Genomic DNA, 21,910 nt, shown 5'->3' with positions numbered 1-21,910 from the left:
GTCCAATCACAGAACAGGGAGACAGGCGAGGCGCATGTCGGCGATCCGCGGCGAGAAGGTTAGATTCCGCAAGAAAGATATCGTCGCGCTGCACGATCTCCCCTCGGCGCGGACGGAAGATCCGCTGATCGTGCATTGCCCGCCCATGCGCTCGCGCATGCGCCGCACCGCGAGCCTTGCCGGCGGCTGCATCGGTGTGCTGATCTTCATCATCGCCGCCATCATTTTCACGGTCGAAAGCGGTATCTTCGACGAACCCTTGTCGCGGCAGGCGCAATCGGCGCTGAATTCGGCGATCGGGCCACGCTACCGGGCCGAGGTCGGCTCCACCGTCATTCGCTTCACCTCCAACATGCGGCTGGCGCTTGAGGCGCGCGACGTCAACCTGATCGACGAGAAGAGCGGCCAGCACATGTCGACCACAGGCGCGATGCGCATGGCGCTCGATCCGCTGCAGCTTTTCCGCGGACGCATCGCGATCGCGCAGGTGGAAGCGCAGGATATCGCGCTCGACACCGCGCTTCTGCCCTCCGGCGATCCGGTCAAGCTTGATAATCTCAGGATCGACCAGATCCCGGCGGCGATGGAGACGGCCTTCGAGCAGCTGGATGTTCTCGACGGCTTCGTCGATCGCGGCGGCACCAAGTCGATCAAGCTTGAGGGTCTCAACATCAAGCTGGCGGATACGGCCAACGGACCGCTGTCCATCGTCGTCAACAGCCTGGTGTTCTCGAGAAATGCTGATCGCGCGCTGCAGCTCGATGGCGAGGTCGCGATCAACGGCCGCGTGACGACGCTGCACCTTGGAACCGAAAAGACAGATGGTCGTACGTCACGGCTCACGGGTGAGCTTGCCGGCGCCGACCTCGCACCGTTTACGCTGAAGCGCAACGCGATCGGCGAGATCAGGCAGGGAGTCGACGGACTGGCCGATACGATGATTTCGGCCGTGCGTGGCGGTGATGCGTCCAAGCCGTCACTTGTCGCAGCGGTCAATCTGCAGCCGGGCAAGTTCTACATGGACGGCGACGAGCAGCCGCTAACGGGCGGACGCATCAATCTCGCCTATGATTTTACCAAGCAGTCGCTGGAGATCGCGCGCTCGCAACTGCAGTTTGGGCCGACGACCGTGCCCTTCAACGGCGCGCTGATCGACCTCGACAAGATCGACGCGGGGGCCGAAAAGGGGTTCGGCGTCGATCTCCTGATCAGCGGCGGCACGGCAGCGCCTGTCACATCGGGCGAACAGCCGCTCGCCTTCGATATCAAGGCGACGGGGCGCTATACTGCCGCGACCCGCGAGCTGCAATTCGCCAATATGGCGGTGTCCAGCCCAGCCGGCTCGCTCTACGGTTCGCTACGCGTCCGTTTCGGCGACAAATCGCCCGAGATCAGCTTCTCCGGCCAGTCGCAGCAGCTGCAGACCACGGCGGTGAAGCAGCTCTGGCCCTTCTGGATGGCGTCGAAGGGTCGCGAGTGGGTGGAGCGCAATCTGTATGGCGGTACCGTCACCAATGCGTCCATCAACGTCTTCATCCCGTTCGGCCGGCTGGAAGAGGCGGTGGGCAAGGGGTTGAAGCTGGACGAGAACCAGATTCAGATTTCGTTCGACATCGCCGATACACGCCTGAACGTGACCGGTGACATCCCGCCGATCCGGGACACGGATGCTCATTTCGATCTTGTCGGACCGAAGGCGACGATCTTGATCAAACGAGGCAAGTCGTTCTTCCCATCGGGGAGATCGGTCGATGTCGGCGAGGGCACCTTCATCCTGCCGTCGACCTATGAAAAGCCGCTGATGGCCGAGCTCAACCTGCCGATCTCGGGTGCGGCCGACGCGATCGGCGAATTGCTGACCTTCAAGCCGATCCAGGTGCTGCAGCGGGCGGGTTTCGTGCCCGAAGACCTGAAGGGCAACGTGACCGCTTCGGTGCAGGCCCGTATCGGCCTTATCGCCTCGCAGAACCCGCCGCCCGTCGAATGGAAGGCGACGTTGCAACTGCAGGACCTCGACGTCGCCAAGGCGATATCGGGGCGCAAGATCACCAATCTCGACGGCGTGCTGACTGCCGATCCGAAGCAGGTGGTCCTCGACGGCAAGGGCGATATCGACGGCGTGCCGGCGACGGTCAAGCTGGTGGAGCCGACCGACAAGTCCTCCGACACCCAGCCGCAGCAAAACGTGACGGCGACGCTCAGCAACGATCAGCGCGAGAAGATCCTGCCGGGACTGTCGGATATCATCGATGGGCCGATCAGCGTCGAGCTCAATCGCATCGACAAGGATCGCCAATCGGTCTCGCTCGATCTCGGCAAGGCGCGGCTCGATCTGCCCTGGATCGGCTGGTCCAAGGGAAGCGGCATCGGCGCCACCGCCGATTTCGAGATTTCCGGTCCCGACGACAATCTGCAGATCAAGAATTTCGTGCTGAAAGGCGACGGATTTGGCGCGACCGGCGCGCTGACGCTCAGCAAGGGCAATCTGCAGAAGGCCGATTTCGACAGCGTGAAACTGTCGTCGCTCGACAATTTCGCGATCTCGCTTCGCCGCGTCAAGGGCGGCATGGACGTCTCGGTCTCCGGCAGCAGCGCCGATGTGCGGCCGGTTCTGGCGCGGATCAAATCAGGCAGCGGCGACAAGGGTGACGGTGGGTCGAAGAACGACGGCAGCATTTCGCTCAAGGCCAAGCTCGACAGCGTCGTCGGCTTCAACGACGAGAAGCTGCAGAATGTGCAGCTGACTTATGCCGCGCAGGGCAGCCGCATTCAGTCTCTCAACCTCTCCGGCGTCACCGGCAGCGGCGAGGCCGTCGTGGCGCAGACGCAAGGCAACGGTGTCATCAACATCACTAGCGGCGATGCCGGCGCGGTCTCGCGCTTCGCCGACCTCTACCAGCATATGCGCGGCGGCCTGCTCAACCTTTCGATCCGGCTCGGCGCCGGCGACGACTGGGACGGATCGGTCGACGTGCGCCGCTTCTCGATCGTCAACGAGCAGCGCCTGCATTCGATCGTCTCGACGCCCGTCGGCCAGGAGCAACGCAGCCTGAACGCTGCCGTCAAGCGCGACATCGACACCTCGGCCCAGCGCTTCCAGCGCGGCTTCGCCCGTATCTTTTCAAGAAATGGTGTCGTCAGCATCGAGAATGGCGTGGTGCGCGGCGACCAGGTCGGTGCGGTGTTCCAGGGCACGCTGCGCGACGTTCGCGGCAACATGGACATGAACGGCACGTTCATGCCGGCCTATGGTCTGAACCGTCTGTTCGCCGAGCTCCCGATCATCGGCATCATCCTAGGCAACGGCACCGACCGCGGCCTGATCGGCATCACCTTCAAGCTGACGGGTAAGCTCGATGCGCCGAACCTCACGATCAACCCGCTATCGATCATCGCGCCCGGGGTGTTCCGGAATATTTTCGAGTTTCAGTGAGGCGCGCGGGCGTCGGAGGTGTCTGTTGCTAACTCATTGAAGAAACGGCGTTTCCTCACTTTCGACGTCATCCTCGGGCTCGTCCCGAGGATCTAAGCACGTAGCCCGGAATGCGACGGTGGTGGTACTTGCGATGAGGGTCCAGCTGCCGCCGATCGTTGGAAGCGCGCGCCAAGTGTCCACTCACGTTGAGCAAGTGGGGCCGTGCTTAGATCCTCGGGACGAGCCCGAGGATGACGAGGCGATGGACGGATGCCGGTTGCTAACACTTTGAGGATGCAGGCGTTTCCCACTCTCGACGTCATCCTCGGGCTCGTCCCGAGGATCTAAACACGTTGCCTGGAATGCGACGGTGATGGCCCCGGCGGTGCGGGTCCAGCCGTGTTTCGGACATAATCCAACCGTTGGAAACTCGCGCCAAGTGTCCACTCACGTCGAGCAAGTGGAACCGTGCTTAGATCCTCGGCACAAGGCCGAGGATGACGCGGCGATGGATCGATGCCGTCGCTAACGCTTTGAGGATGCAAGCATTTCCTCCTCCTCGACGTCCTCCTCCAACTCGTCCCGAGGATCTAAGCACGTCGCTAGGAACGCGACGTCGATGGACCTAGCCGCCACCCTGCACAGCAAAAAGGCCGACGTTTCCACGCCGGCCTCTGTAAATTTCTGAACCTACCGCCCTTACGCAGCCGGGCGGATCAGGATGTGTTTCTTCTTGCCGAGCGACAGCTTGATCACGCCGTCGGCGGTCACTTCACCGCCGCCGATGAGCTTGCGTTCGTCGCTGACGGCCTGGTCGTTGATGCGCACCGCGCCACCCTGGACGTGGCGGCGGGCTTCGCCGTTGGAGGTGGCGAGGCCGGCGCGGACGATGAGGGCGAGGAGGCCGATGCCGGCGTCGAGTTCGGCCGCGGGCACGTCGATCGAGGGGAGGTTGTCGGAAAGCGCGCCTTCCTCGAAGGTCTTGCGGGCGGTCTCGGCTGCCTGTTCGGCAGCAGTGCGGCCGTGCAGGATCGTGGTGACCTCGGTCGCCAGGATCTTCTTGACCTCGTTGAGCTCCGAGCCGGCAAGCGCGGAGAGACGCGCGATCTCGTCCATTGGCAGCGTGGTGAACAGCTTCAGGAAGCGTGGAACGTCGGCGTCTTCGGTGTTGCGCCAGTATTGCCAGAAGTCATAGACCGGCAGCAGGTCGGCGTTGAGCCACACCGCGCCGGAAGCGGACTTGCCCATCTTGGCGCCGGACGAGGTGGTCAAGAGCGGCGAGGTCAGCGCGTAGAGCTGCTCGGTCCCCATGCGGTGACCAAGGTCGATGCCGTTGATGATGTTGCCCCACTGATCGGAGCCGCCCATCTGCAGCCGGCAATCGTAGCGCTTGGCGAGCTCGACGAAGTCGTAGGCCTGCAGGATCATGTAGTTGAATTCGAGGAAGGACAGCGAGTGCTCGCGGTCGAGACGCGTCTTGACGCTGTCGAAGGAGAGCATGCGGTTGACCGAGAAATGGCGGCCGACATCGCGCAGGAATTCGAGATAGTTCAGCGAGCGCAGCCACTCGGCGTTGTTGATCATCAGCGCCGGATTGCCCGTCTTGTCGTAGTCGAGGTAGTTGGCAAAGCAGCTCTTGATCGAGGCGATGTTCTCCTCGATCGTGTCGACCGTCATCAGCTTGCGGGCCTCGTCCTTGAAGGAGGGGTCGCCGACCATGCCGGTGCCGCCGCCCATCAGCGAGATCGGGCGATGGCCCGTCTGCTGGAACCAGTGCAGCATCATGATCTGGGTGAGGTGGCCGACATGCAGGCTCGATGCGGTCGGGTCATAGCCGATATATGCGGTCACGGTTTCCTTGGCGAGCAGGGCGTCGAGGCCGGATTCATCGGAGATCTGATGAATGAAGCCACGCTCTTTCAGCGTGCGGAGGAAATCGGATTTGAACTCGGTCATGACCTTTTGCTTTCGGATCAGGATTTTCGGATTGGCTATTGTTGAAGCAACGCGGCGCGTTTAGCACTGTTTTCTCGCACAGTCACCATTTGGTTGATTGGCTCGTTTATTTGTAGATTATCGAGGGACAATGGGGAAAATCCTGACAGCGATCGGCCTGATGAGCGGCACCTCGATGGACGGGATCGACGCGGCGCTGCTTGAGACCGACGGCGAAAACATCATCCGCCTTGGCCCGAGCCTCTACGTGCCCTATGACGACGATCTGCGTAGCCGCTGGAAGCTGGCATTGCAGACGGCCAAGGCGGTGGTCGAGCGCGGTGACAGGCCGGGCGATCTTGCCGACGCCGAACGCGTGCTGACGCTTTGCCATGCCGCCGTGATCAAATCCTTCCTGGCGCGCCATAATCTCAAGCCTGATGATATCGACCTCATCGGCTTTCACGGGCAGACCGTGCTGCATCGGCCGGACGCCGGTGTCACCGTGCAGATCGGCGACGGCCCGCTGCTCGCGTCCGAGACCGGCATCGATGTCGTCTACGACATGCGCGCCAACGACATGGTGCATGGCGGGCAGGGCGCGCCGCTGATTCCTGTTTATCACGCGGCCCTCTCGGCCAACTTGCCTGATGGTTTCGCGGCGCCCGTTGTCTTCGTCAATATCGGCGGTATTTCCAACCTCACCTATGTCGGCGCCGACGGCGTGCTCTCGGCCTTCGACAGCGGGCCGGGAAACATGCTGATCGACCAGTGGGTCGAGGCGCATACCGGCCGGGCCTACGACCGCAACGGCGAGACGGCCAGCCGCGGGGCGGTGGTGCCGGATCTGGCGCGCCGCTATCTGTCGAGCCCGTTCTTTTTCGGCAATATCAGGCGCTCGCTCGATCGCGGCGATTTCCAGCCGCCGGAGAAGGGCGAGGTGTCGCTGGAGGACGGCGCAAGGACGCTGGCGCATGTGACCGCCGCCTCGATCGTCAAGCTCGCCGGTCACCTGCCGCAACCGCCCAAGACCTATGTCGTCTGCGGCGGCGGGCGGCTCAATCCCGTGATCATGGCCGAGTTCGCCGACTTGGCCGCGGCAAAGGGTGCCCGGGTCGTCTCGGCGGAGATGGCGGGCTTCGACGGCGGCGCCATGGAGGCGGAGGCCTGGGCTTATCTGGCGGTGCGCTCCGTCAACGGACTGCCACTGACGTTTCCAGGGACAACCGGCGTTTCGGCGGCGGTGACCGGCGGTGTGATTGCGAGGAAGCCATGACCGATGATGTTATCCTGAAGACGCCACGACTCGTCTTGTCCATGTGGGGGCAATATGATGTCCATCTGCTGCAACTGCTGCATTCGACGATCGAGACCACCCGCTATCTCTCGGGTGCCGCTCCTTGGAACGCTGCCAAGGTACAAGAGCGCTTCATGAGCTTCTTTGCGGAGCAGGCCCGCGATGGGGTGACCAAATACAAGGTGACCAGCCTCGGCGACGGCCGCTTCATCGGCCGCGCCGGCTTTTCCCGCTATGGCGGAGATCGCGGCGAATTCGAACTCGGCTATTCGCTTCGCCACGAGGAGTGGGGCAAGGGCTACGCGACGGAATTGGGGAAGGGGTTGGCGGACTGGTTTTTCGACAAGAGATTCGCTGACCAGTTCATCGCATTCACGCATCCCGACAATGTCGCGTCGCAGCGCGTTCTAACGAAAATCGGCATGCGGGACCGCATGCCGATGATCATCGATAACATGTCGTGCCCGACGTTCGAGTTGACCGCCGAGATGCGCCAAGCCTAGGTCAGCCGTTGGCGTCGGGCTTGCGCAGCAAGTCCAGCGCCTGGTCGACTTCACCGCGTCCGCGTTCCGACATCGCTTCGAACGTCTGGCGGGCTTCGAAGTCCCGCACCATCCGCGCGGTCATGTCGCTCAGCAGATCCTCGACGGTTCTGCCGCTCTCGGCCGCGATGTCGGCGACTTTCTTCTCGACGTCCTTGGAAACCGGAAAACTCAGCATCGTCATGAATTTCGCTCTTCGAAAACGACGCTGAGGCTATGGCCGTTGCCGATACAAGCGCTGACGAGCACATTCGTATCGACAACGATCCGCATCGTTAGCGGATGCGCTTGGCGGCGGGTTCCGGCACCAGTTCGCCGTTGAGGCGGCGGTCGAGGTAGTCCTCGCATTCGCCCATCAGCGTTTCGACCTGGCCGTTGAAGAAGTGGTTGGCGCCCGGCACCGTGCGGTGGGTGATGAGGATACCCTTCTGGGTCTTCAGCTTCTCGACGAGGCCATTGACGTCCTTCTCCGGTGCCACCTTGTCGGCGTCGCCGTTGATGATCAGGCCGGAGGACGGGCAGGGGGCGAGGAAGGAGAAGTCGTAAGTATTCGGCTGCGGCGCGATCGACATGAAGCCTTCGATCTCCGGGCGGCGCATCAGAAGCTGCATGCCGATCCACGAGCCGAAGGAATAGCCGGCGACCCAACAGGTCTTCGAATCAGGATGCAGGCTCTGCACCCAGTCGAGCGCGGAGGCCGCGTCCGAGAGTTCGCCGGCGCCATGGTCGAATTCGCCCTGGCTGCGGCCGATACCTCGGAAGTTGAAGCGCAACGTCGTGAACCCGCGCTTCTGGAACATGTAGAAGAGCTGGTAGACGATCTGGTTGTTCATCGTGCCGCCGAACTGCGGGTGCGGGTGCAGGATGAGGGCAATCGGCGCGCTCTTTTCCTTGGAGGGCTGGTAGCGGCCTTCAAGGCGGCCTGCGGGGCCGTTGAAAATGACTTCGGGCATCGGTACTCCGGCTTTTATTTCTCGCGTTCGCGCTGCGCAGACTTGACGGACGTTGTCAGCTTTTCTAAAACGCAGTTTAGAACAATTCGAAACTTGCATGGCAATCCACGCAGTGTTGGATGTGTCATAAGGCAAGCCCGGCTGACTTTTCAAGGAAAATGCACCGGCTTGCCGCGCAAGAACCAAGTGCAGGACGAAAAGATCATGGCGCCGGCCCGGCTCTATCTCGATTGGAACGCGACGGCACCGCTGCATCCTGCAGCGCGCGACGCGGTTCTGCGGGCGCTGGATATGTTCGGCAATCCGAGTTCGGTCCATGGCGAGGGACGCGCGGTGCGCGCCGCGATCGAAGGCGCCCGCCGTCAGGTGGCGGCCTTGGTCGGCGCCGATCCCGCCCATGTCGTCTTTACCAGCGGCGCCACCGAGGCTGCCAACATGGTGCTGACGCCGGACTTCCGCATGGGTCGCACGCCGATGGCGATCGGCCATCTCTATCATTCGGCGATCGAGCATCCGGCGATCCGCGAAGGCGGACGCTTCGGAAAAGACCGCACGAGCGAGATCGCGGTGACCGCTGACGGTGTCGTCGATCTCGATCACCTGCAGAGCCTTCTGGCCTGCCACGACAAATCGACCGGCCTGCCGATGGTCGCCGTCATGCTCGTCAATAACGAGACGGGTGTGGTGCAGCCGGTCGCCGAAGTTGCCAAGATCGTGCAAGCGCATGGCGGCCTGCTCGTGGTCGATGCCGTGCAGGCGGCAGGGCGGATCGCGCTTGATATCAATGCGCTCGGCGCTGATTTCATCATTATCTCCTCGCACAAGATCGGCGGCCCTAAGGGCGCCGGTGCGCTGGTGTCGCGCGGCGAAGTGCTGATGCCGCGGGCGCTCATCCACGGCGGCGGGCAGGAAAAGGGTCACCGCTCGGGGACCGAGAATTCGCTTGCTTTCATCGGCTTCGGTGCGGCTGCCGAGGTGGCTGTGCGGGAGTTTGACGAGCGCAATGCCCGCATCTCCGCTCTGCGCGAGCAGCTGGAAGGCGGAATGCTGAAGGCGGCACCCGATGTCGTCATCTACGGCGCGGATCAACAACGTGTTTCCAACACCACCTTCTTCACCCTGCCGGGGCTGAAGGCCGAGACCGGGCAGATCGCCTTCGATCTCGAAGGTGTGGCGCTGTCTGCGGGCGCTGCCTGCTCGTCCGGCAAGGTCGGCGAGAGCCACGTTCTGGTGGCGATGGGGCGTGATCCCAAGCTCGGCGCTCTCAGGATGTCGCTCGGTTTTTCCACGACGGACGAGGATATCGCCAAGGCCGTCGCGACATTCACGAAGATAGCCGCGCGGCGCAAGCCGGCGGGCGAGGCGGCGTGATTGCCTGATAAAGCGTCACGACCGCCTGATAAATTTGCGAAAACGCAAATTTCCACTTGCCATTCGGGCTGAAAAGTCCCCTTTGGCCACTTACATAAGGGGCAACAAAAATTGCCCGAACGACAAGCTGCCGGACCTTTTCTCCGGCGAGATTGGAGAACGATATGCCCGCCGTCCAGGAAACGGTCGATCGCGTCCGCGAGATTGACGTCGATCAGTACAAATACGGTTTCGAGACGATCATCGAAATGGACAAGGCACCCAAGGGCCTGTCCGAGGATATCATCCGTTTCATCTCTGCCAAGAAGCAGGAGCCGGAATGGATGCTCGAGTGGCGTCTGGAAGCCTACAAGCGCTGGCTGACGCTGGAAGAGCCGAACTGGGCTCGCGTCGATTATCCGAAGATCGATTTCAACGATATTCACTACTACGCCGCGCCGAAGTCGACGCCGGGCCCGAAGTCGCTGGACGAGGTCGATCCGGAGATTCTCAAGGTCTATGAGAAGCTCGGTATTCCACTGAAGGAACAGGAAATTCTGGCCGGCGTCGAACGGCCGAAAATCGCCGTCGACGCGGTTTTCGACAGCGTTTCGGTCGTCACCACCTTCAAGGAAGAGCTGAAGAAGGCCGGCGTGATCTTCATGTCGATCTCCGAAGCCATCCGCGAGCATCCTGAGATCGTGCGCAAGTATCTCGGCTCGGTCGTTCCGACCTCCGACAACTACTATGCGACGCTGAATTCCGCCGTGTTCACCGACGGATCCTTCGTGTTTATTCCGAAGGGCGTTCGCTGCCCGATGGAGCTGTCCACCTACTTCCGCATCAACGAGAAGAACACCGGCCAGTTCGAGCGCACGCTGATCATCGCCGAAGAGGGCGCCTACGTCTCCTATCTCGAAGGCTGCACCGCGCCACAGCGCGATGAAAACCAGCTGCATGCGGCCGTGGTCGAACTCGTCGCTCTCGATGATGCCGAGATCAAGTATTCGACGGTCCAGAACTGGTATCCCGGCGATGCGCAGGGCAAGGGCGGCATCTACAACTTCGTGACCAAGCGTGGCGATTGCCGTGGCGCGCGTTCGAAGATCTCGTGGACGCAGGTCGAAACCGGCTCGGCGATCACCTGGAAGTACCCGTCCTGCATTCTGCGCGGCGATGATTCCAGGGGCGAGTTCTACTCGATTGCCGTGTCGAACGGCCATCAGCAGATCGATTCGGGCACCAAGATGATCCATCTCGGCAAGAACACGTCGAGCCGCATCGTCTCCAAGGGCATTGCCGCCGGCGTGTCGCAGAACACCTATCGCGGCCAGGTCTCGGCTCACCGCAAGGCATCGAACGCCCGCAACTTCACGCAGTGCGATTCGCTTTTGATCGGCGACAAGTGCGGCGCCCACACGGTGCCCTACATCGAGGCGAAGAACTCGACCGCGCAGTTCGAACATGAGGCCACCACCTCGAAGATTTCCGAGGACCAGAAGTTCTACTGCCTGCAGCGCGGCATTCCCGAAGAAGAGGCGATCGCCCTGATCGTCAACGGCTTCGTCAAGGAGGTCCTGCAGGAACTGCCGATGGAATTCGCCGTCGAAGCGCAGAAGCTCATCAGCATCTCGCTTGAGGGATCTGTGGGGTGATGTGGTTGCCGGCACTGTGTGACGGCGAACTCGCCTCACGCGCGGCGTCATCCTCGGGCTTGTCCCGAGGATCTGCTGCGGCCGGCTAGGAATTCGACGGTGGTGGTCTTGTCCATGACCGTTGCGACAAGTGGAGACGTGCTTAGATCCTCGGGACAAGCCCGAGGATGACGGTGGTGAAGGTTGGTGACGGGTGACGATGGCTGGCGTTGGCGGATGTAGCCTTGCTGTAATGGCGTCTCCAGTCTGACGGTTTGTGTGACGGCGAGGTCGCATCACACTCGGCGTCATCCTCGGGCTTGTCCCGAGGATCTGCTGCCACCAACCGGGAATTCGACGGTAGTGGATTTGTCCGTGACCGTTGCGGCGATTGGAGACGTGCTTAGATCCTCGGGACAAGCCCGAGGATGACGGAGAAAAACGAGACCGACCGCAAGGGGCGTAAGGATGAGTGGCTTTGTCTACATGATGTCCGATAAGCCGCGCGGGGTGATCTACACCGGTGTCACCAGTGATCTGCATGATCGCAGCTGGGAGCACCGCAACGAAGTGCATGAAGGGTTTACGCGGAAGTATCGAGCGAAGAATCTTGTCTGGTTTGAGCGCCATCCGAACATCGTGTTGGCGATACAGCGGGAGAAGTCCTTGAAACGGTATCTGCGTGAATGGAAAGTCAAGCTGGTAGAGAGCTTGAACCCGACCTGGGCCGACCTCTACGAGCGGATCGATGACATCGAGAATGCCTATCGGCCTCATCCGCAAACGGAACAGTGGTCGGATTACAATTGAGTGCCCGGCGGTCCTTGAAACCGCTGCATGAACAGGAAGAACACAATGCTTGAAATCAAGAACCTGCACGCCCGCATCGCCGAAGACGGCACCGAGATCATCAAGGGGCTGAACCTCACCGTGAAGGCCGGCGAAGTGGCTGCGATCATGGGGCCGAACGGCTCCGGCAAGTCGACGCTGTCCTACATCCTGTCCGGCCGCGACGATTACGAAGTCACCGAGGGCGAGATTCTCTATAACGGCGAGAGCATTCTCGAACTCGATCCGGCAGAGCGCGCCTCCAAGGGCATCTTCCTGGCGTTCCAGTATCCGGTCGAGATCCCCGGCGTCGCCACCATGCAGTTCCTGAAGGTCGCGATGAACGAGCAGCGCAAGGCGCGTGGCGAGGAAGAGCTGAAGACGCCTGATTTCATGCGCCTCGTGAAGGATGCGGCCGCAAAGCTGCAGATCAACACCGATATGCTGAAGCGTCCTCTCAACGTCGGCTTCTCCGGCGGCGAGAAGAAGCGCGCCGAGATCCTGCAGATGGCGCTCTTGGAGCCGCAGCTTTGCATCCTCGACGAAACCGACAGCGGCCTCGACATCGACGCGCTGAAGATCGTCGCTGATGGCGTCAACGCGCTGCGCTCTCCCGATCGCGCCACCATCGTCATCACCCACTACCAGCGCCTGCTCGACTACATCGTGCCGGATACCGTTCACGTTCTCTACAAGGGCCAGATCATCAAGAGCGGCGACAAGACGCTGGCGCATGATCTGGAAGCCAACGGTTATGCCGACATCATCGGAGCGGCGGCCTGATCTAGGCGGAAAGGAACTGGTCGCATGAACATGCAGACGACGACCCGCCTGACCGCCGCGGAAGCGGCGCTGATCGAGGCGTTCAACAACCAGATCGGCGAACTGCCGGGCGACGGCGCCGTGATCGCCATTCGCGACCGGCTGCTCGACGACCTGAAGACATCGGGCCTGCCGACGCGCCGCGTCGAGGCCTGGCACTACACGGACCTGAAGACGCTGCTGCGCGCCGTACCGGCGCAGGCTGGCGACGCCGGCTCCGACGCCCGCGATCCGCTGGTCGAGGGTTCGGCCGTGCTGCCAGTGATCCAGGGACGTCCTGATCACAAGGCGCGCGCCGGCGATCTCGTGCTCTCGAGCTATGCAGAGCAGCTGTCGAACGGTTCGGCTGCCAATGGCCTCGGTGCGCTCGACAAGGACGACGCGGTCGGCCGGATCAACGGCAGCTTCGTGCGCGACGGCTACGTGATCGACGTGCCCGCCGAGACCGTGCTTGAAGAGCCGCTGGAAATCCAGTTCGTGCATGCCGGCGGTCAGACGCATACGCGCCTTCCCGTCAGCATCGGCTCGGCCGTCAAGGCGACCGTGATCGAACGTCACCTGTCGGTGGCATCGGATGCGGCACTGGTCTCGCATGTCAGCGACGTCACAGTCGGTGAAGGCAGCGAAGTGACCTGGATCATCGTGCAGCAGCAGGGCGCCGACGACACGCATCTCGGCCAGATCCGCATCGATCTCGGCGCAAACGCCAAGCTCAAGCTGTTCGTCATCAACGCCGGCGGCCAACTGGTGCGCCAGGAACTGCACATCAAGGTGACGGGCGAGGGTGCCGATCTGACGCTGCGCGGGATCAACCTGCTCGGTGCCGAGACGCATACCGACGTGACCATGGTGCTCGGCCACAACGTGCCGCATACGGGTTCGACCGAAATCATCCGCAACGTCGTCTTCGACCGCGCCAAAGGCGTGTTCCAGGGCATGATCCGGGTGGCGCCCGATGCGCAGAAGACCGATGCGAAGATGGCGTGCAACACGCTGCTCATGTCCGACGACGCCGAATTCTCGGTGAAGCCGGAACTCGAGATCTTCGCCGACGACGTGCAGTGCGGCCATGGCGCCACCGTTGCCGATATCGACCACAACCATCTCTATTATCTGATGGCCCGTGGCATCCCGGAGAACAAGGCGCGCGCCATGCTGGTCAACGCCTTCGTTGCCGAGATCGTCGAGGAACTGGAAGATGAAGCCCTGGTCGAGGCGCTGGAAGGCGTGATCTCGGCCTGGCTCGAAAAGCACGCGTAACGGCAATTTTCGCCGTGACCTTCGGGTTTGTCCGGGGATGACGGCGGTGAGGGTTGGCGACGGGAGACGATGGTTGGCGATGGTGAACGTGGCCTTGCCATGATGTCGTCTCCAGTGTGACGGCGGGTTCGCCCCACACGCGACGTCATCCTCGGGCTTGACCCGAGGATCTGCTGCTGCCAGCCGGGATTTCGACGGTGGTGGATTTGTCCACAACCGTTGCGACGAGCGGAGACGTGCTTAGATCCTCGGGACAAGCCCGAGGATGACGGCCGTAAGAGTTCGTGCAGGGAGACGATGGTTGGCGATGGCGCATGTGCCCTCGCTGTAATGTCGTCGCCGACGTGGCGGTTGGTGTGGCGGCAGGTTCGCCTCGCGCACGGCGTCATCCTCGGGCTTGTCCCGAGGATCTGCTGCCGCCTGCCGGGAGTTCGACGGTCGTGAATTTGTCCACAACCGTTGCGACGAGTGGAAACGTGATTGGATCCTCGGGACAAGCGCGAGGATGACGGCGCAGAAGCGCGATATGAAAGGGCCTGACATGGATCAGACTGCACCGGCCGCCTATGACGTTGACGCCATTCGCAGGGATTTCCCGATCCTTGCGAAGGAAGTGTACGGCAAGCCGCTGGTCTATCTCGACAACGGCGCCTCGGCCCAGAAGCCGCAGGTGGTGATCGACGCGATCAGCCATGCCTATTCCAACGAATACGCCAATGTGCATCGCGGCCTGCATTTCCTGTCCAACGCCGCCACCGAAGCGTATGAAGCCGCGCGCGAAAAGGTGCGCCGCTTCCTGAACGCGCCTTCTGTTGACGACATTATCTTCACCAAGTCCTCGACCGAAGCGATCAACACGGTCGCCTATGGCTGGGGCATGCCGAATATCGGCGAGGGCGACGAGATCGTCATCTCGATCATGGAGCACCACTCCAACATCGTGCCCTGGCATTTCATCCGCGAGCGGCAGGGCGCCAAGCTTGTGTGGGTTCCCGTCGACGACGAGGGGGCCTTCCATATCGAGGCGTTCGAAAAGAGCCTCACCGATCGCACCAAGCTCGTCGCCATCACGCATATGTCGAATGCGCTGGGAACGGTCGTTCCGGTCAAGGAGATCTGCCGGATTGCGCATGAGCGCGGCATTCCCGTGCTCGTCGATGGCTCGCAGGGCGCTGTTCACATGCCTGTCGACGTGCAGGATATAGATTGCGACTGGTACGTGATGACCGGCCACAAGCTCTACGGTCCCTCGGGGATCGGCGTGCTTTACGGCAAGAAGGATCGATTGAAGGCGATGCGGCCGTTCCAGGGCGGCGGCGAGATGATCTTCGAGGTCACCGAGGATGCCGTCACCTACAACGATCCGCCGCACCGCTTCGAGGCCGGCACGCCGCCGATCGTGCAGGCGATCGGGCTCGGCTATGCGCTCGACTACATGGACAAGGTCGGACGCGATGCCATCGCCAGGCACGAGGCTGATCTGGCGGCCTACGCCACCGAGCGGCTCCGCGACATCAATTCGCTGCGCGTCATCGGCAATGCGCCGGGCAAGGGCGGCATCTTCTCCTTCGAGATCGAGGGGTTGCATGCCCATGACGTCTCGACCGTGATCGACCGGCGTGGTGTCGCCGTTCGGGCCGGCACGCATTGCGCCATGCCGCTCTTGAAACGCTTCGGCGTCACCTCCACATGCCGTGCATCCTTCGGCATGTACAATACCCGCGCCGAGGTGGATGCCCTGGCCGATGCGCTTGAGTATGCGCGCAAATTCTTTGCATAAGGAGTGGTCCGCATGAGTTTGGACGACAGCGAACAGAAGATCGACGTGCGCGAAGGCATCGTGCATTCCAGCATTCCAGAAGATGAACTGGCGCGCCTCAGCGACGATGTCATCATGGCGCTGAAGACGGTCTACGACCCAGAAATTCCCGCCGACATCTTCGAACTTGGGTTGATCTACAAGATCGACATCGAGGACGACCGCATGGTCAAGATCATGATGACGCTGACGGCCCCCGGCTGCCCCGTCGCCGGCGAGATGCCCGGCTGGGTGGAAAACGCCGTCGGTTCCGTCGAGGGCGTCTCGGGCGTCGAAGTCGCGATGACCTTCGATCCGCCGTGGACGCCGGACCGGATGTCGGAAGAGGCGCAGGTGGCGGTCGGCTGGTATTGATCGGTGGTTTCGACTAGCATGGTGCTGGTTGAAAAGGAGCTTTGCCAATGGGCAGCCGTGAAATCATCAGCGTGGAGCTCACGCCTGAAATGTCTGACGCGGTGAATGCTGCGGTCAGTTCGGGGCAATTCGGCTCGGCTGGCGATGTGCTTCTTGCTGCGCTTGACCAATGGCAGTCTGGCCAACTGATTTACGGCTACACGCCTGACGAAATCGACCTCTTGATCGACGAAGGCTTGGAGAGCGGCGAACCTGTTGATGGCGAAGAATCCTTTGTGCGTTTGCGCAGTCGGTTCATTCAGGAATTCGGGGATAAGCCGTAATGGCCTGTCGCCTTCATCCGAGGGCGGAAGACGATATCTACGATATCATGGTCCATATCGGCGAGGATAATCCGGCCGCCGCCTTGAAGTGGCAGGCGGATCTCTATGAGACATTTGCGATGCTGGGGGATTTTCCGGGCACGGGCGTCTTAAGGGCGACTTTGAAACGGAAACTGCGGCTCTTCCCCAAGGGGAATTACCTGATTTTCTACCAGATTGCAGCGCGGCACGTGGTGATACTTCGCGTCATCCATGCCGCCCGCGATTGGCCGAAACAGATGCGGTGAGGTCGGCCTGTTGATCGATCGCTCGCGAGCGACTACATATTTGCAATGGAAGCACCGGACCTTGAACCCGGTTGCGGAAGGAGAATGGGCCTATGGGCTTTGCAGTCATGAGCATGACCGACACCGCGGCGGCGCGGGTGAAGGCGATCGTCGAGAATTCGGGACCGGAGGCGAAGGGGATTCGCGTCGGGATCAAGAAGGGCGGCTGCGCGGGGATGGAATATACCATCGATCTCGTCACCGAACCCAACGCCAAGGACGACCTGATCGAGCGCGATGGTGCGAGCGTCTGGATCGAGCCATCGGCGGTTCTCTATCTGCTCGGCACCGAGATGGGCTTCGAGCAGACGACGCTGCGCTCCGGCTTTACCTTCACCAATCCGAACCAGACGTCCGCCTGCGGATGCGGCGAATCGGTCGAGCTGAAGCCTGCCGATCTGGCTGCCTTGGCCGCGCGCGGCGATGCGGTGGTGCCGGCGCGGTAAACAAAGCGAAGGCGGTCGCTCATTGCCGCCATTCAATCTCTGCCGGTAGTTTATATCGGCTTTGGCTCACGGGCATCTTGTCGTGAGCATTTCGTCACAGGCCGCCGGTTTCGGCGGCTTTTTTCGTTGCGGTGCGCGCCAGAGCGTTTAAGACCGCCATATGCTTCTGCTGTTTCTCACGGGCGCCGTGCTGGGTGTCATCATCACCGCGCCGCTTGGACCGATCGGCATGCTGTGCATCAACCGCACGCTGGAGCGCGGCTTCCTGGCCGGTTTTTCCTGTGGCTTCGGCACGGCGATTGGGGACGCCAGCTATGCGCTGGTGGCGGTGACGGGCATTGCCGTGTTCGCCGAGGCCATGTCGATGGCGACCTTGCCTTTGGCGATCGGCGGCGGATTGCTGTTGCTGTTTCTCGGCTGGCGCGGGCTGACGCACGATCCGGTCGAGGCGGCGGAGATCAGGGCAGGTGGGCTCTTCGCCACCACGGTCGCGACCTTTCTGCTTACCATTTCCAATCCGGCGACGATCCTTTCCTTCGGAACGCTGTTCGCCGGCTTCGGCCTGCTCGACGAGACGAGGCGCTTCAGTTCGGTTGCGATCGTCGGCGGCGTGTTTGCGGGCTCGCTGGCCTGGTGGTTCTTCTTGAGCGGCGCCGTCAGCCTGGCGCGCGATCGGTTGTCCGAGGATTTCACAACGACGGTGATGCGGGCGACGAGCTGGCTTTTGATTGTCTTCGGCATCGTGGCGCTTGGCTCGGCTGCCTATACGTTGCTTGACTGAGGGCTTTGTGGAGGAGAGGGGCTGGCGTTGTACCGTGAGGCCCCCTCATCCGACCCTTCGGGCCACCTTCTCCCCTATGGGGCGAAGGGGAGATGGAGCGAGCGGCCTGCCGAGTGTCCCTTCTCCCCAGCGGGGAGAAGATGCCGGCAGGCAGATGAGGGGGCTGTTGGCGCTGACGTTAGCCATTTTTCACCCCTCACACATGCCTCTACTCCGGCAGGCTTTACCCCCGGTTGATACGGCACTGGAACGGACGGGGCGCCAGAAGCTGCCTCGTAAATAGTTTAGTTTTATTGACACCTTCCGGCGCCCCGTTCGGCGGTCTGCAGTCGTGTCCTGGTTCCTTTACCGGGTGATCGGCATCTTTTCAGAGATATGCTCGCGGGGTTGTTCTTGTTCTTGAGGCTTTCGCTCCCCGGGCATCCCGAAGGGCCGTCTTGATCGACGCCGGGAGGGCCTCCGCGGACCTGTCGCCCGCGGCACCCCGGCGCCGTTCCGCAAAACCCTTTCGAGCTCAACGGTCGGCCAGTCGCCGTCCCTTATGTGCATAGGCGCGTGGTATCGGCGAACCGACCTGTGCACCCGCACGCCAACTCTTCGCTGGCGGGACCATTCCGCGACGCCCCTCGTTTCACCCTGCGTCAGGGGCTTCCCGAAAGCGCCGGTTCCGCCTCGCCGGTAACGCAACCGGTGTATCCGAAGACGGGACGGGGTGAGTTTCGTGCAGGCGGTGAGCGTGGGGATGAAAAAACGATTAGGACGCTGATTTCATTGAAGCGATGCGGATTTTCATCACCGTTCCGCCGATCTCGGCAGCCCTGAGCGCTAACCTCTCGATCCATAGAGCCGATGCACGCCATGCGAGAGGCTTTGTCGCCACTCTCGATAGTATTGAAACGTATTATCATACTAATTGCGCCAAAATACAGCTCAAGATGGGTGGCGTTGCTTGTCGTTCGCTCTGTTCAACTTCGCGCCAAGCACATTTCCTGTGGTTTCTTGCAGGTAAATCCGGTCATTAGAAATTAGTTCAATGTTAACTGCACAAAACGGATATCCGTGATCGATATTTCGCTCATTGGAGGCCGAATTGTTTTCGATCCGTAATGTTTTGATTGCCGTCGTTCTTGTGATTTCAGCCGGGCTGACCGCTCTGGTGACCAGCAAGCTTCTTTCGTCGCACGCCACATATTCGAATAACGGCCAAGTCGCGGCCAATGCGCAGCTCGACAAGGCGCTGTTCCAGGCACTCCTGGCCTTCCGTAGCGAACGCGGCGACAGCGCGACCGCGCTTACGCTTTCCACCGCCGACGCCGCGGGCAGCATGGAGAGCGTGCGCAAGCAACGGGCGATCGTCGATGCGGCGCTTACCGAGGTGAAGGACATCTCGGCCGACCTCAGCACGGACACATTGAAGACAGTGCTCGCCGATCTTGATGCCGGCTACGCCTCTCTGGTTTCTCTGCGTTCTTCTGTCGATGCCGAGCTGGCCAAGCCCGTCGACCAGCGCGATGCATCGCTTGCGCCACGCGTCCTTTCCTTCGGCAGCGATTTCCTCGCCAAGCTGGAGACGACGTCGGCTGCCACCGAATCCGAAATCCGGACCCTCGACAATTCGCTGATGGATCTGGTGCAGCTGCGCTACTTCGCATGGTCGGCGCGCGCTGCCGGCGGCTCGGCAACGGTTGCGGTCAACGGCGCGATCTCGGGCAACCGGGCGCTGACCGCGAAGGAAGCCCCCGAGCTTGTCGCCGGCGACGTGCGCATCGCTTTCGCGTGGGCATCGACCAAGATTCTCGCCAATCACCCCTCCGTTCCCGAGGCGATCAAGAGCGCGGTCGCGACCGCGGACACGACATACTTCTCCGGACCGTTCGCCGACAAGCGCGCCGGTATCCTTGCCGATCTGACGCACGATCGTCCTTCGACGATGGGCATCGACCAGTGGCGCACGGAAGCAACGAAAGCACTCGGCACGATCGGCGACGTCGCTTCGCTGGCGATGGACGCGCTGGCCGCCAAGGCCGAGGCGACGCGCCAGGCAGCACTTGCGACGCTCATATTCTACAGCCTGATGCTGGTTGCCACGCTTGCCGTGACGGTTGCCGCCTTCGTCATCGTCGTCTTCCGCGTCGTTCGTCCGATCGGACGCTTGACGACCGCGATGAGCGTTCTCTCCGACGGTCACACCAACATTCTGGTTCCCTACGCCGAGCGCGGCGACGAGATCGGCAACATGGCCCGCTCGGTCGAAGTGTTCCGTCTTGCCGCCATCCGCAACAAGGAGCTGGAAGCCGAGGCCGAGGTCAATCGCCAGCAGTCGGAGCGCGAGCGCATCGAAGTGCAGCGTCGTGCCGAGGAAGAGGCTGAAATCCGCCTCAACCAGGCAACCGGAGCGCTGGCCTCCGGCCTCAAGCTGCTGGCCGCTGGCGACATGACCTGCGAGCTCAACACGGCGTTCGCGCCGCAGTTCGAAGCGCTGCGCCATGACTTCAACACCTCGGTAATCCAGCTTCGCCAGGCGCTTGTCGGCGTCGGCAGCGCGGTCGACATGGTTCGCAACGGCAGCAGCGAAATCTCCGGCGCGTCCGACGATCTCGCCAAGCGCACCGAACAGCAGGCGGCCTCGCTGGAGGAAACCGCCGCCGCACTCGAGGAGATCACCTCGAACGTCGTCGCCACGTCCAAGCGGACCGGCGAGGCGCGCGACGCGGTGCGCGAAACCCGCAGCCGCGCCGAACACTCCGGCTCCGTCGTGCGCAACGCCGTGGAAGCCATGCGCCGGATCGAGGATTCCGCGCAGCAGATCAGCAAGATCATCGGCGTTATCGACGAGATCGCCTTCCAGACCAACCTCTTGGCGCTGAATGCCGGCGTCGAGGCGGCACGCGCCGGTGAAGCCGGCAAGGGTTTCGCCGTGGTTGCGCAGGAAGTGCGCGAACTGGCGCAGCGCTCGGCCAATGCGGCCAAGGAGATCAAGGGCCTGATCGGCAACTCCGCCGTCGCCGTCTCCGAGGGCGTGCGGCTGGTCAACGAAACAGGCGAGGGCCTGACGGCGATCGAGCAGCTGGTACAGCACGTCAACACGCATATGGATGCGATTGCGACGGCCGCGCAGGAGCAGTCCGTCGGTCTCGGCGAGGTCAACACCGCCGTCAACCACATGGACCAGGCAACGCAGAAGAACGCCGCGATGGTCGAGGAGATGAATGCGGCGGGCGCCGGTCTGGCGCAGGAGAGCACCAACCTCAGCACGCTGATCGGCGCCTTCCAGCTCGGCAGCCGCACCGCGCAACTGCGCGACGTCGCCCGCCGCATGCAGGAACCGGCCGCCCCGGCACGGGCAGCTGCGCCTGCGCCGACGCGGGCACCGCGTGCGGCGGCGCCTGTGTATGCCAGCCATGGCAACGCGGCTGTTGCCAACAACGAGTGGGAAGAGTTCTGAGGACGGCTTCTGAGGCTGAATGAGCGGGCGCCCGGACCTTTGGTTCGGGCGTTTTGCGTTTTGTGCGGGAGAGACGCGCGCCGTATCGGGGTTCGGTGAGGTCGGAATTCTGTAACGTTTTGTTTTCCCGGTGTAATCCCCATTCGCGACGTCATCCTCGGGCTCGTCCCGAGGATCTGCCGAGGGTTGGTCTGGACTGTACGTGCATGGATTTTGGCTCGGATGGGTGATCCATGACCGTTGCATTCCTGGAGACGTGCTTAGATCCTCGGCACAAAGGCCGAGGATGACGCCGAGCAAGAGGAAAGCTTGACCACGTCAATAGGTTACGAACGCCGTGTCCATTCTCGGCGTCATCCTTCGGCTCGTTCCTTGATCCC

18 protein-coding genes are annotated in these 21,910 nt (G+C 62.1%); 15 read left to right on the top strand and 3 right to left on the bottom strand.

The features are described 5' to 3' along the window. Positions 1-34: 34 nt before the first annotated feature. Positions 35-3,433: a YhdP family protein gene (locus tag J5286_RS12415; protein ID WP_209190582.1), complete on the top strand. Its 3,399-nt coding sequence runs from the start codon at positions 35-37 to the stop codon at positions 3,431-3,433. 681 nt (positions 3,434-4,114) lie between these two features. On the opposite strand, the gene tyrS is transcribed toward J5286_RS12415, so the two are convergent. Then, complete coding sequence (gene tyrS / locus J5286_RS12410; protein ID WP_209190581.1) at positions 4,115-5,371, bottom strand: tyrosine--tRNA ligase; 1,257 nt, start codon at positions 5,369-5,371, stop codon at positions 4,115-4,117. A gap of 130 nt (positions 5,372-5,501) precedes the next feature. On the opposite strand from tyrS, the gene J5286_RS12405 reads away from it, so the two are divergent. Both J5286_RS12405 and J5286_RS12400 read left to right on the top strand, forming a co-directional pair. Then, the gene (locus J5286_RS12405) at positions 5,502-6,626 is read left to right on the top strand and encodes an anhydro-N-acetylmuramic acid kinase (protein ID WP_209190580.1); all 1,125 of its coding nucleotides are present in this window, start codon (positions 5,502-5,504) and stop codon (positions 6,624-6,626) included. Beyond that, a complete protein-coding gene (locus J5286_RS12400; RefSeq protein WP_209190579.1) occupies positions 6,623-7,150 on the top strand; it encodes a GNAT family N-acetyltransferase in 528 nt (175 codons plus the stop codon). Before J5286_RS12405 ends, J5286_RS12400 begins: the two co-directional genes overlap by 4 nt. Position 7,151: 1 nt before the next feature. Here J5286_RS12400 and J5286_RS12395 read toward each other — a convergent pair whose 3' ends face one another. Together J5286_RS12395 and J5286_RS12390 are read right to left on the bottom strand one after the other, a co-directional pair. Further along, positions 7,152-7,373, bottom strand: a complete 222-nt coding sequence (locus tag J5286_RS12395; RefSeq protein ID WP_209190578.1) for a hypothetical protein — start codon at positions 7,371-7,373, stop codon at positions 7,152-7,154. A 91-nt stretch (positions 7,374-7,464) separates the two neighbouring features. Beyond that, a complete protein-coding gene (locus tag J5286_RS12390; RefSeq protein WP_018902229.1) occupies positions 7,465-8,142 on the bottom strand; it encodes an alpha/beta hydrolase in 678 nt (225 codons plus the stop codon). A 204-nt stretch (positions 8,143-8,346) separates the two neighbouring features. On the opposite strand from J5286_RS12390, the gene J5286_RS12385 reads away from it, so the two are divergent. The 12 genes from J5286_RS12385 (at position 8,347) to J5286_RS12330 (ending at position 21,530) form a co-directional block, all read left to right on the top strand. Further along, positions 8,347-9,513 (top strand): cysteine desulfurase family protein, encoded by a 1,167-nt coding sequence (locus tag J5286_RS12385; protein WP_209190689.1) that lies wholly within the window; start codon positions 8,347-8,349, stop codon positions 9,511-9,513. Between the two features lie 164 nt (positions 9,514-9,677). Continuing rightward, a complete protein-coding gene (gene sufB, locus J5286_RS12380) occupies positions 9,678-11,147 on the top strand; it encodes a Fe-S cluster assembly protein SufB (protein WP_209190577.1) in 1,470 nt (489 codons plus the stop codon). Between the two features lie 447 nt (positions 11,148-11,594). Further along, positions 11,595-11,936 (top strand): GIY-YIG nuclease family protein, encoded by a 342-nt coding sequence (locus J5286_RS12375; protein WP_112536809.1) that lies wholly within the window; start codon positions 11,595-11,597, stop codon positions 11,934-11,936. 45 nt (positions 11,937-11,981) lie between these two features. Next, the gene (gene sufC / locus J5286_RS12370; RefSeq protein ID WP_113011318.1) at positions 11,982-12,737 is read left to right on the top strand and encodes a Fe-S cluster assembly ATPase SufC; all 756 of its coding nucleotides are present in this window, start codon (positions 11,982-11,984) and stop codon (positions 12,735-12,737) included. A gap of 24 nt (positions 12,738-12,761) precedes the next feature. Further along, positions 12,762-14,036: a Fe-S cluster assembly protein SufD gene (gene sufD, locus J5286_RS12365; RefSeq protein ID WP_209190576.1), complete on the top strand. Its 1,275-nt coding sequence runs from the start codon at positions 12,762-12,764 to the stop codon at positions 14,034-14,036. A 541-nt stretch (positions 14,037-14,577) separates the two neighbouring features. Further along, on the top strand, positions 14,578-15,816 hold the full coding sequence (locus tag J5286_RS12360) for a cysteine desulfurase (protein ID WP_209190575.1): 1,239 nt from the start codon (positions 14,578-14,580) through the stop codon (positions 15,814-15,816). 12 nt (positions 15,817-15,828) lie between these two features. Next, positions 15,829-16,209: an SUF system Fe-S cluster assembly protein gene (locus J5286_RS12355; RefSeq protein WP_018902236.1), complete on the top strand. Its 381-nt coding sequence runs from the start codon at positions 15,829-15,831 to the stop codon at positions 16,207-16,209. Between the two features lie 47 nt (positions 16,210-16,256). Continuing rightward, positions 16,257-16,532 carry a ribbon-helix-helix domain-containing protein gene (locus J5286_RS12350; RefSeq protein WP_209190574.1) on the top strand — a complete coding sequence of 92 codons (276 nt, stop codon included), beginning with the start codon at positions 16,257-16,259 and terminating at the stop codon, positions 16,530-16,532. Next, positions 16,532-16,819 (top strand): type II toxin-antitoxin system RelE/ParE family toxin, encoded by a 288-nt coding sequence (locus J5286_RS12345; protein WP_280638472.1) that lies wholly within the window; start codon positions 16,532-16,534, stop codon positions 16,817-16,819. Before J5286_RS12350 ends, J5286_RS12345 begins: the two co-directional genes overlap by 1 nt. 92 nt (positions 16,820-16,911) lie before the next feature. Beyond that, on the top strand, positions 16,912-17,304 hold the full coding sequence (gene sufA, locus J5286_RS12340) for a Fe-S cluster assembly scaffold SufA (protein WP_113011327.1): 393 nt from the start codon (positions 16,912-16,914) through the stop codon (positions 17,302-17,304). A gap of 160 nt (positions 17,305-17,464) precedes the next feature. Next, positions 17,465-18,085 carry a LysE family translocator gene (locus J5286_RS12335; RefSeq protein WP_209215350.1) on the top strand — a complete coding sequence of 207 codons (621 nt, stop codon included), beginning with the start codon at positions 17,465-17,467 and terminating at the stop codon, positions 18,083-18,085. Between the two features lie 1,090 nt (positions 18,086-19,175). Continuing rightward, positions 19,176-21,530, top strand: coding sequence for a methyl-accepting chemotaxis protein (locus J5286_RS12330; protein WP_209190571.1), 2,355 nt, complete (start codon positions 19,176-19,178; stop codon positions 21,528-21,530). The last annotated feature ends 380 nt before the right edge of the window (positions 21,531-21,910 follow it).

Source organism: Rhizobium sp. 16-488-2b, assembly GCF_017741815.1.
Lineage (GTDB): Bacteria > Pseudomonadota > Alphaproteobacteria > Rhizobiales > Rhizobiaceae > Rhizobium.
This window is presented reverse-complemented; position numbering and strand designations above follow the sequence as displayed.

Coding starts and splice junctions, on each gene's coding strand:
- sufC (WP_113011318.1), top strand. CDS start 11,982: ATGCTTGAAATCAAGAACCTGCACGCCCGCATCGCCGAAGACGGCACC.
- J5286_RS12400 (WP_209190579.1), top strand. CDS start 6,623: ATGACCGATGATGTTATCCTGAAGACGCCACGACTCGTCTTGTCCATG.
- J5286_RS12355 (WP_018902236.1), top strand. CDS start 15,829: ATGAGTTTGGACGACAGCGAACAGAAGATCGACGTGCGCGAAGGCATC.
- J5286_RS12335 (WP_209215350.1), top strand. CDS start 17,465: ATGCTTCTGCTGTTTCTCACGGGCGCCGTGCTGGGTGTCATCATCACC.
- sufA (WP_113011327.1), top strand. CDS start 16,912: ATGGGCTTTGCAGTCATGAGCATGACCGACACCGCGGCGGCGCGGGTG.
- sufD (WP_209190576.1), top strand. CDS start 12,762: ATGAACATGCAGACGACGACCCGCCTGACCGCCGCGGAAGCGGCGCTG.
- J5286_RS12415 (WP_209190582.1), top strand. CDS start 35: ATGTCGGCGATCCGCGGCGAGAAGGTTAGATTCCGCAAGAAAGATATC.
- J5286_RS12345 (WP_280638472.1), top strand. CDS start 16,532: ATGGCCTGTCGCCTTCATCCGAGGGCGGAAGACGATATCTACGATATC.
- J5286_RS12405 (WP_209190580.1), top strand. CDS start 5,502: ATGGGGAAAATCCTGACAGCGATCGGCCTGATGAGCGGCACCTCGATG.
- J5286_RS12385 (WP_209190689.1), top strand. CDS start 8,347: ATGGCGCCGGCCCGGCTCTATCTCGATTGGAACGCGACGGCACCGCTG.
- tyrS (WP_209190581.1), bottom strand. CDS start 5,371: ATGACCGAGTTCAAATCCGATTTCCTCCGCACGCTGAAAGAGCGTGGC.
- J5286_RS12395 (WP_209190578.1), bottom strand. CDS start 7,373: ATGACGATGCTGAGTTTTCCGGTTTCCAAGGACGTCGAGAAGAAAGTC.
- J5286_RS12360 (WP_209190575.1), top strand. CDS start 14,578: ATGGATCAGACTGCACCGGCCGCCTATGACGTTGACGCCATTCGCAGG.
- J5286_RS12390 (WP_018902229.1), bottom strand. CDS start 8,142: ATGCCCGAAGTCATTTTCAACGGCCCCGCAGGCCGCCTTGAAGGCCGC.
- J5286_RS12350 (WP_209190574.1), top strand. CDS start 16,257: ATGGGCAGCCGTGAAATCATCAGCGTGGAGCTCACGCCTGAAATGTCT.
- sufB (WP_209190577.1), top strand. CDS start 9,678: ATGCCCGCCGTCCAGGAAACGGTCGATCGCGTCCGCGAGATTGACGTC.
- J5286_RS12375 (WP_112536809.1), top strand. CDS start 11,595: ATGAGTGGCTTTGTCTACATGATGTCCGATAAGCCGCGCGGGGTGATC.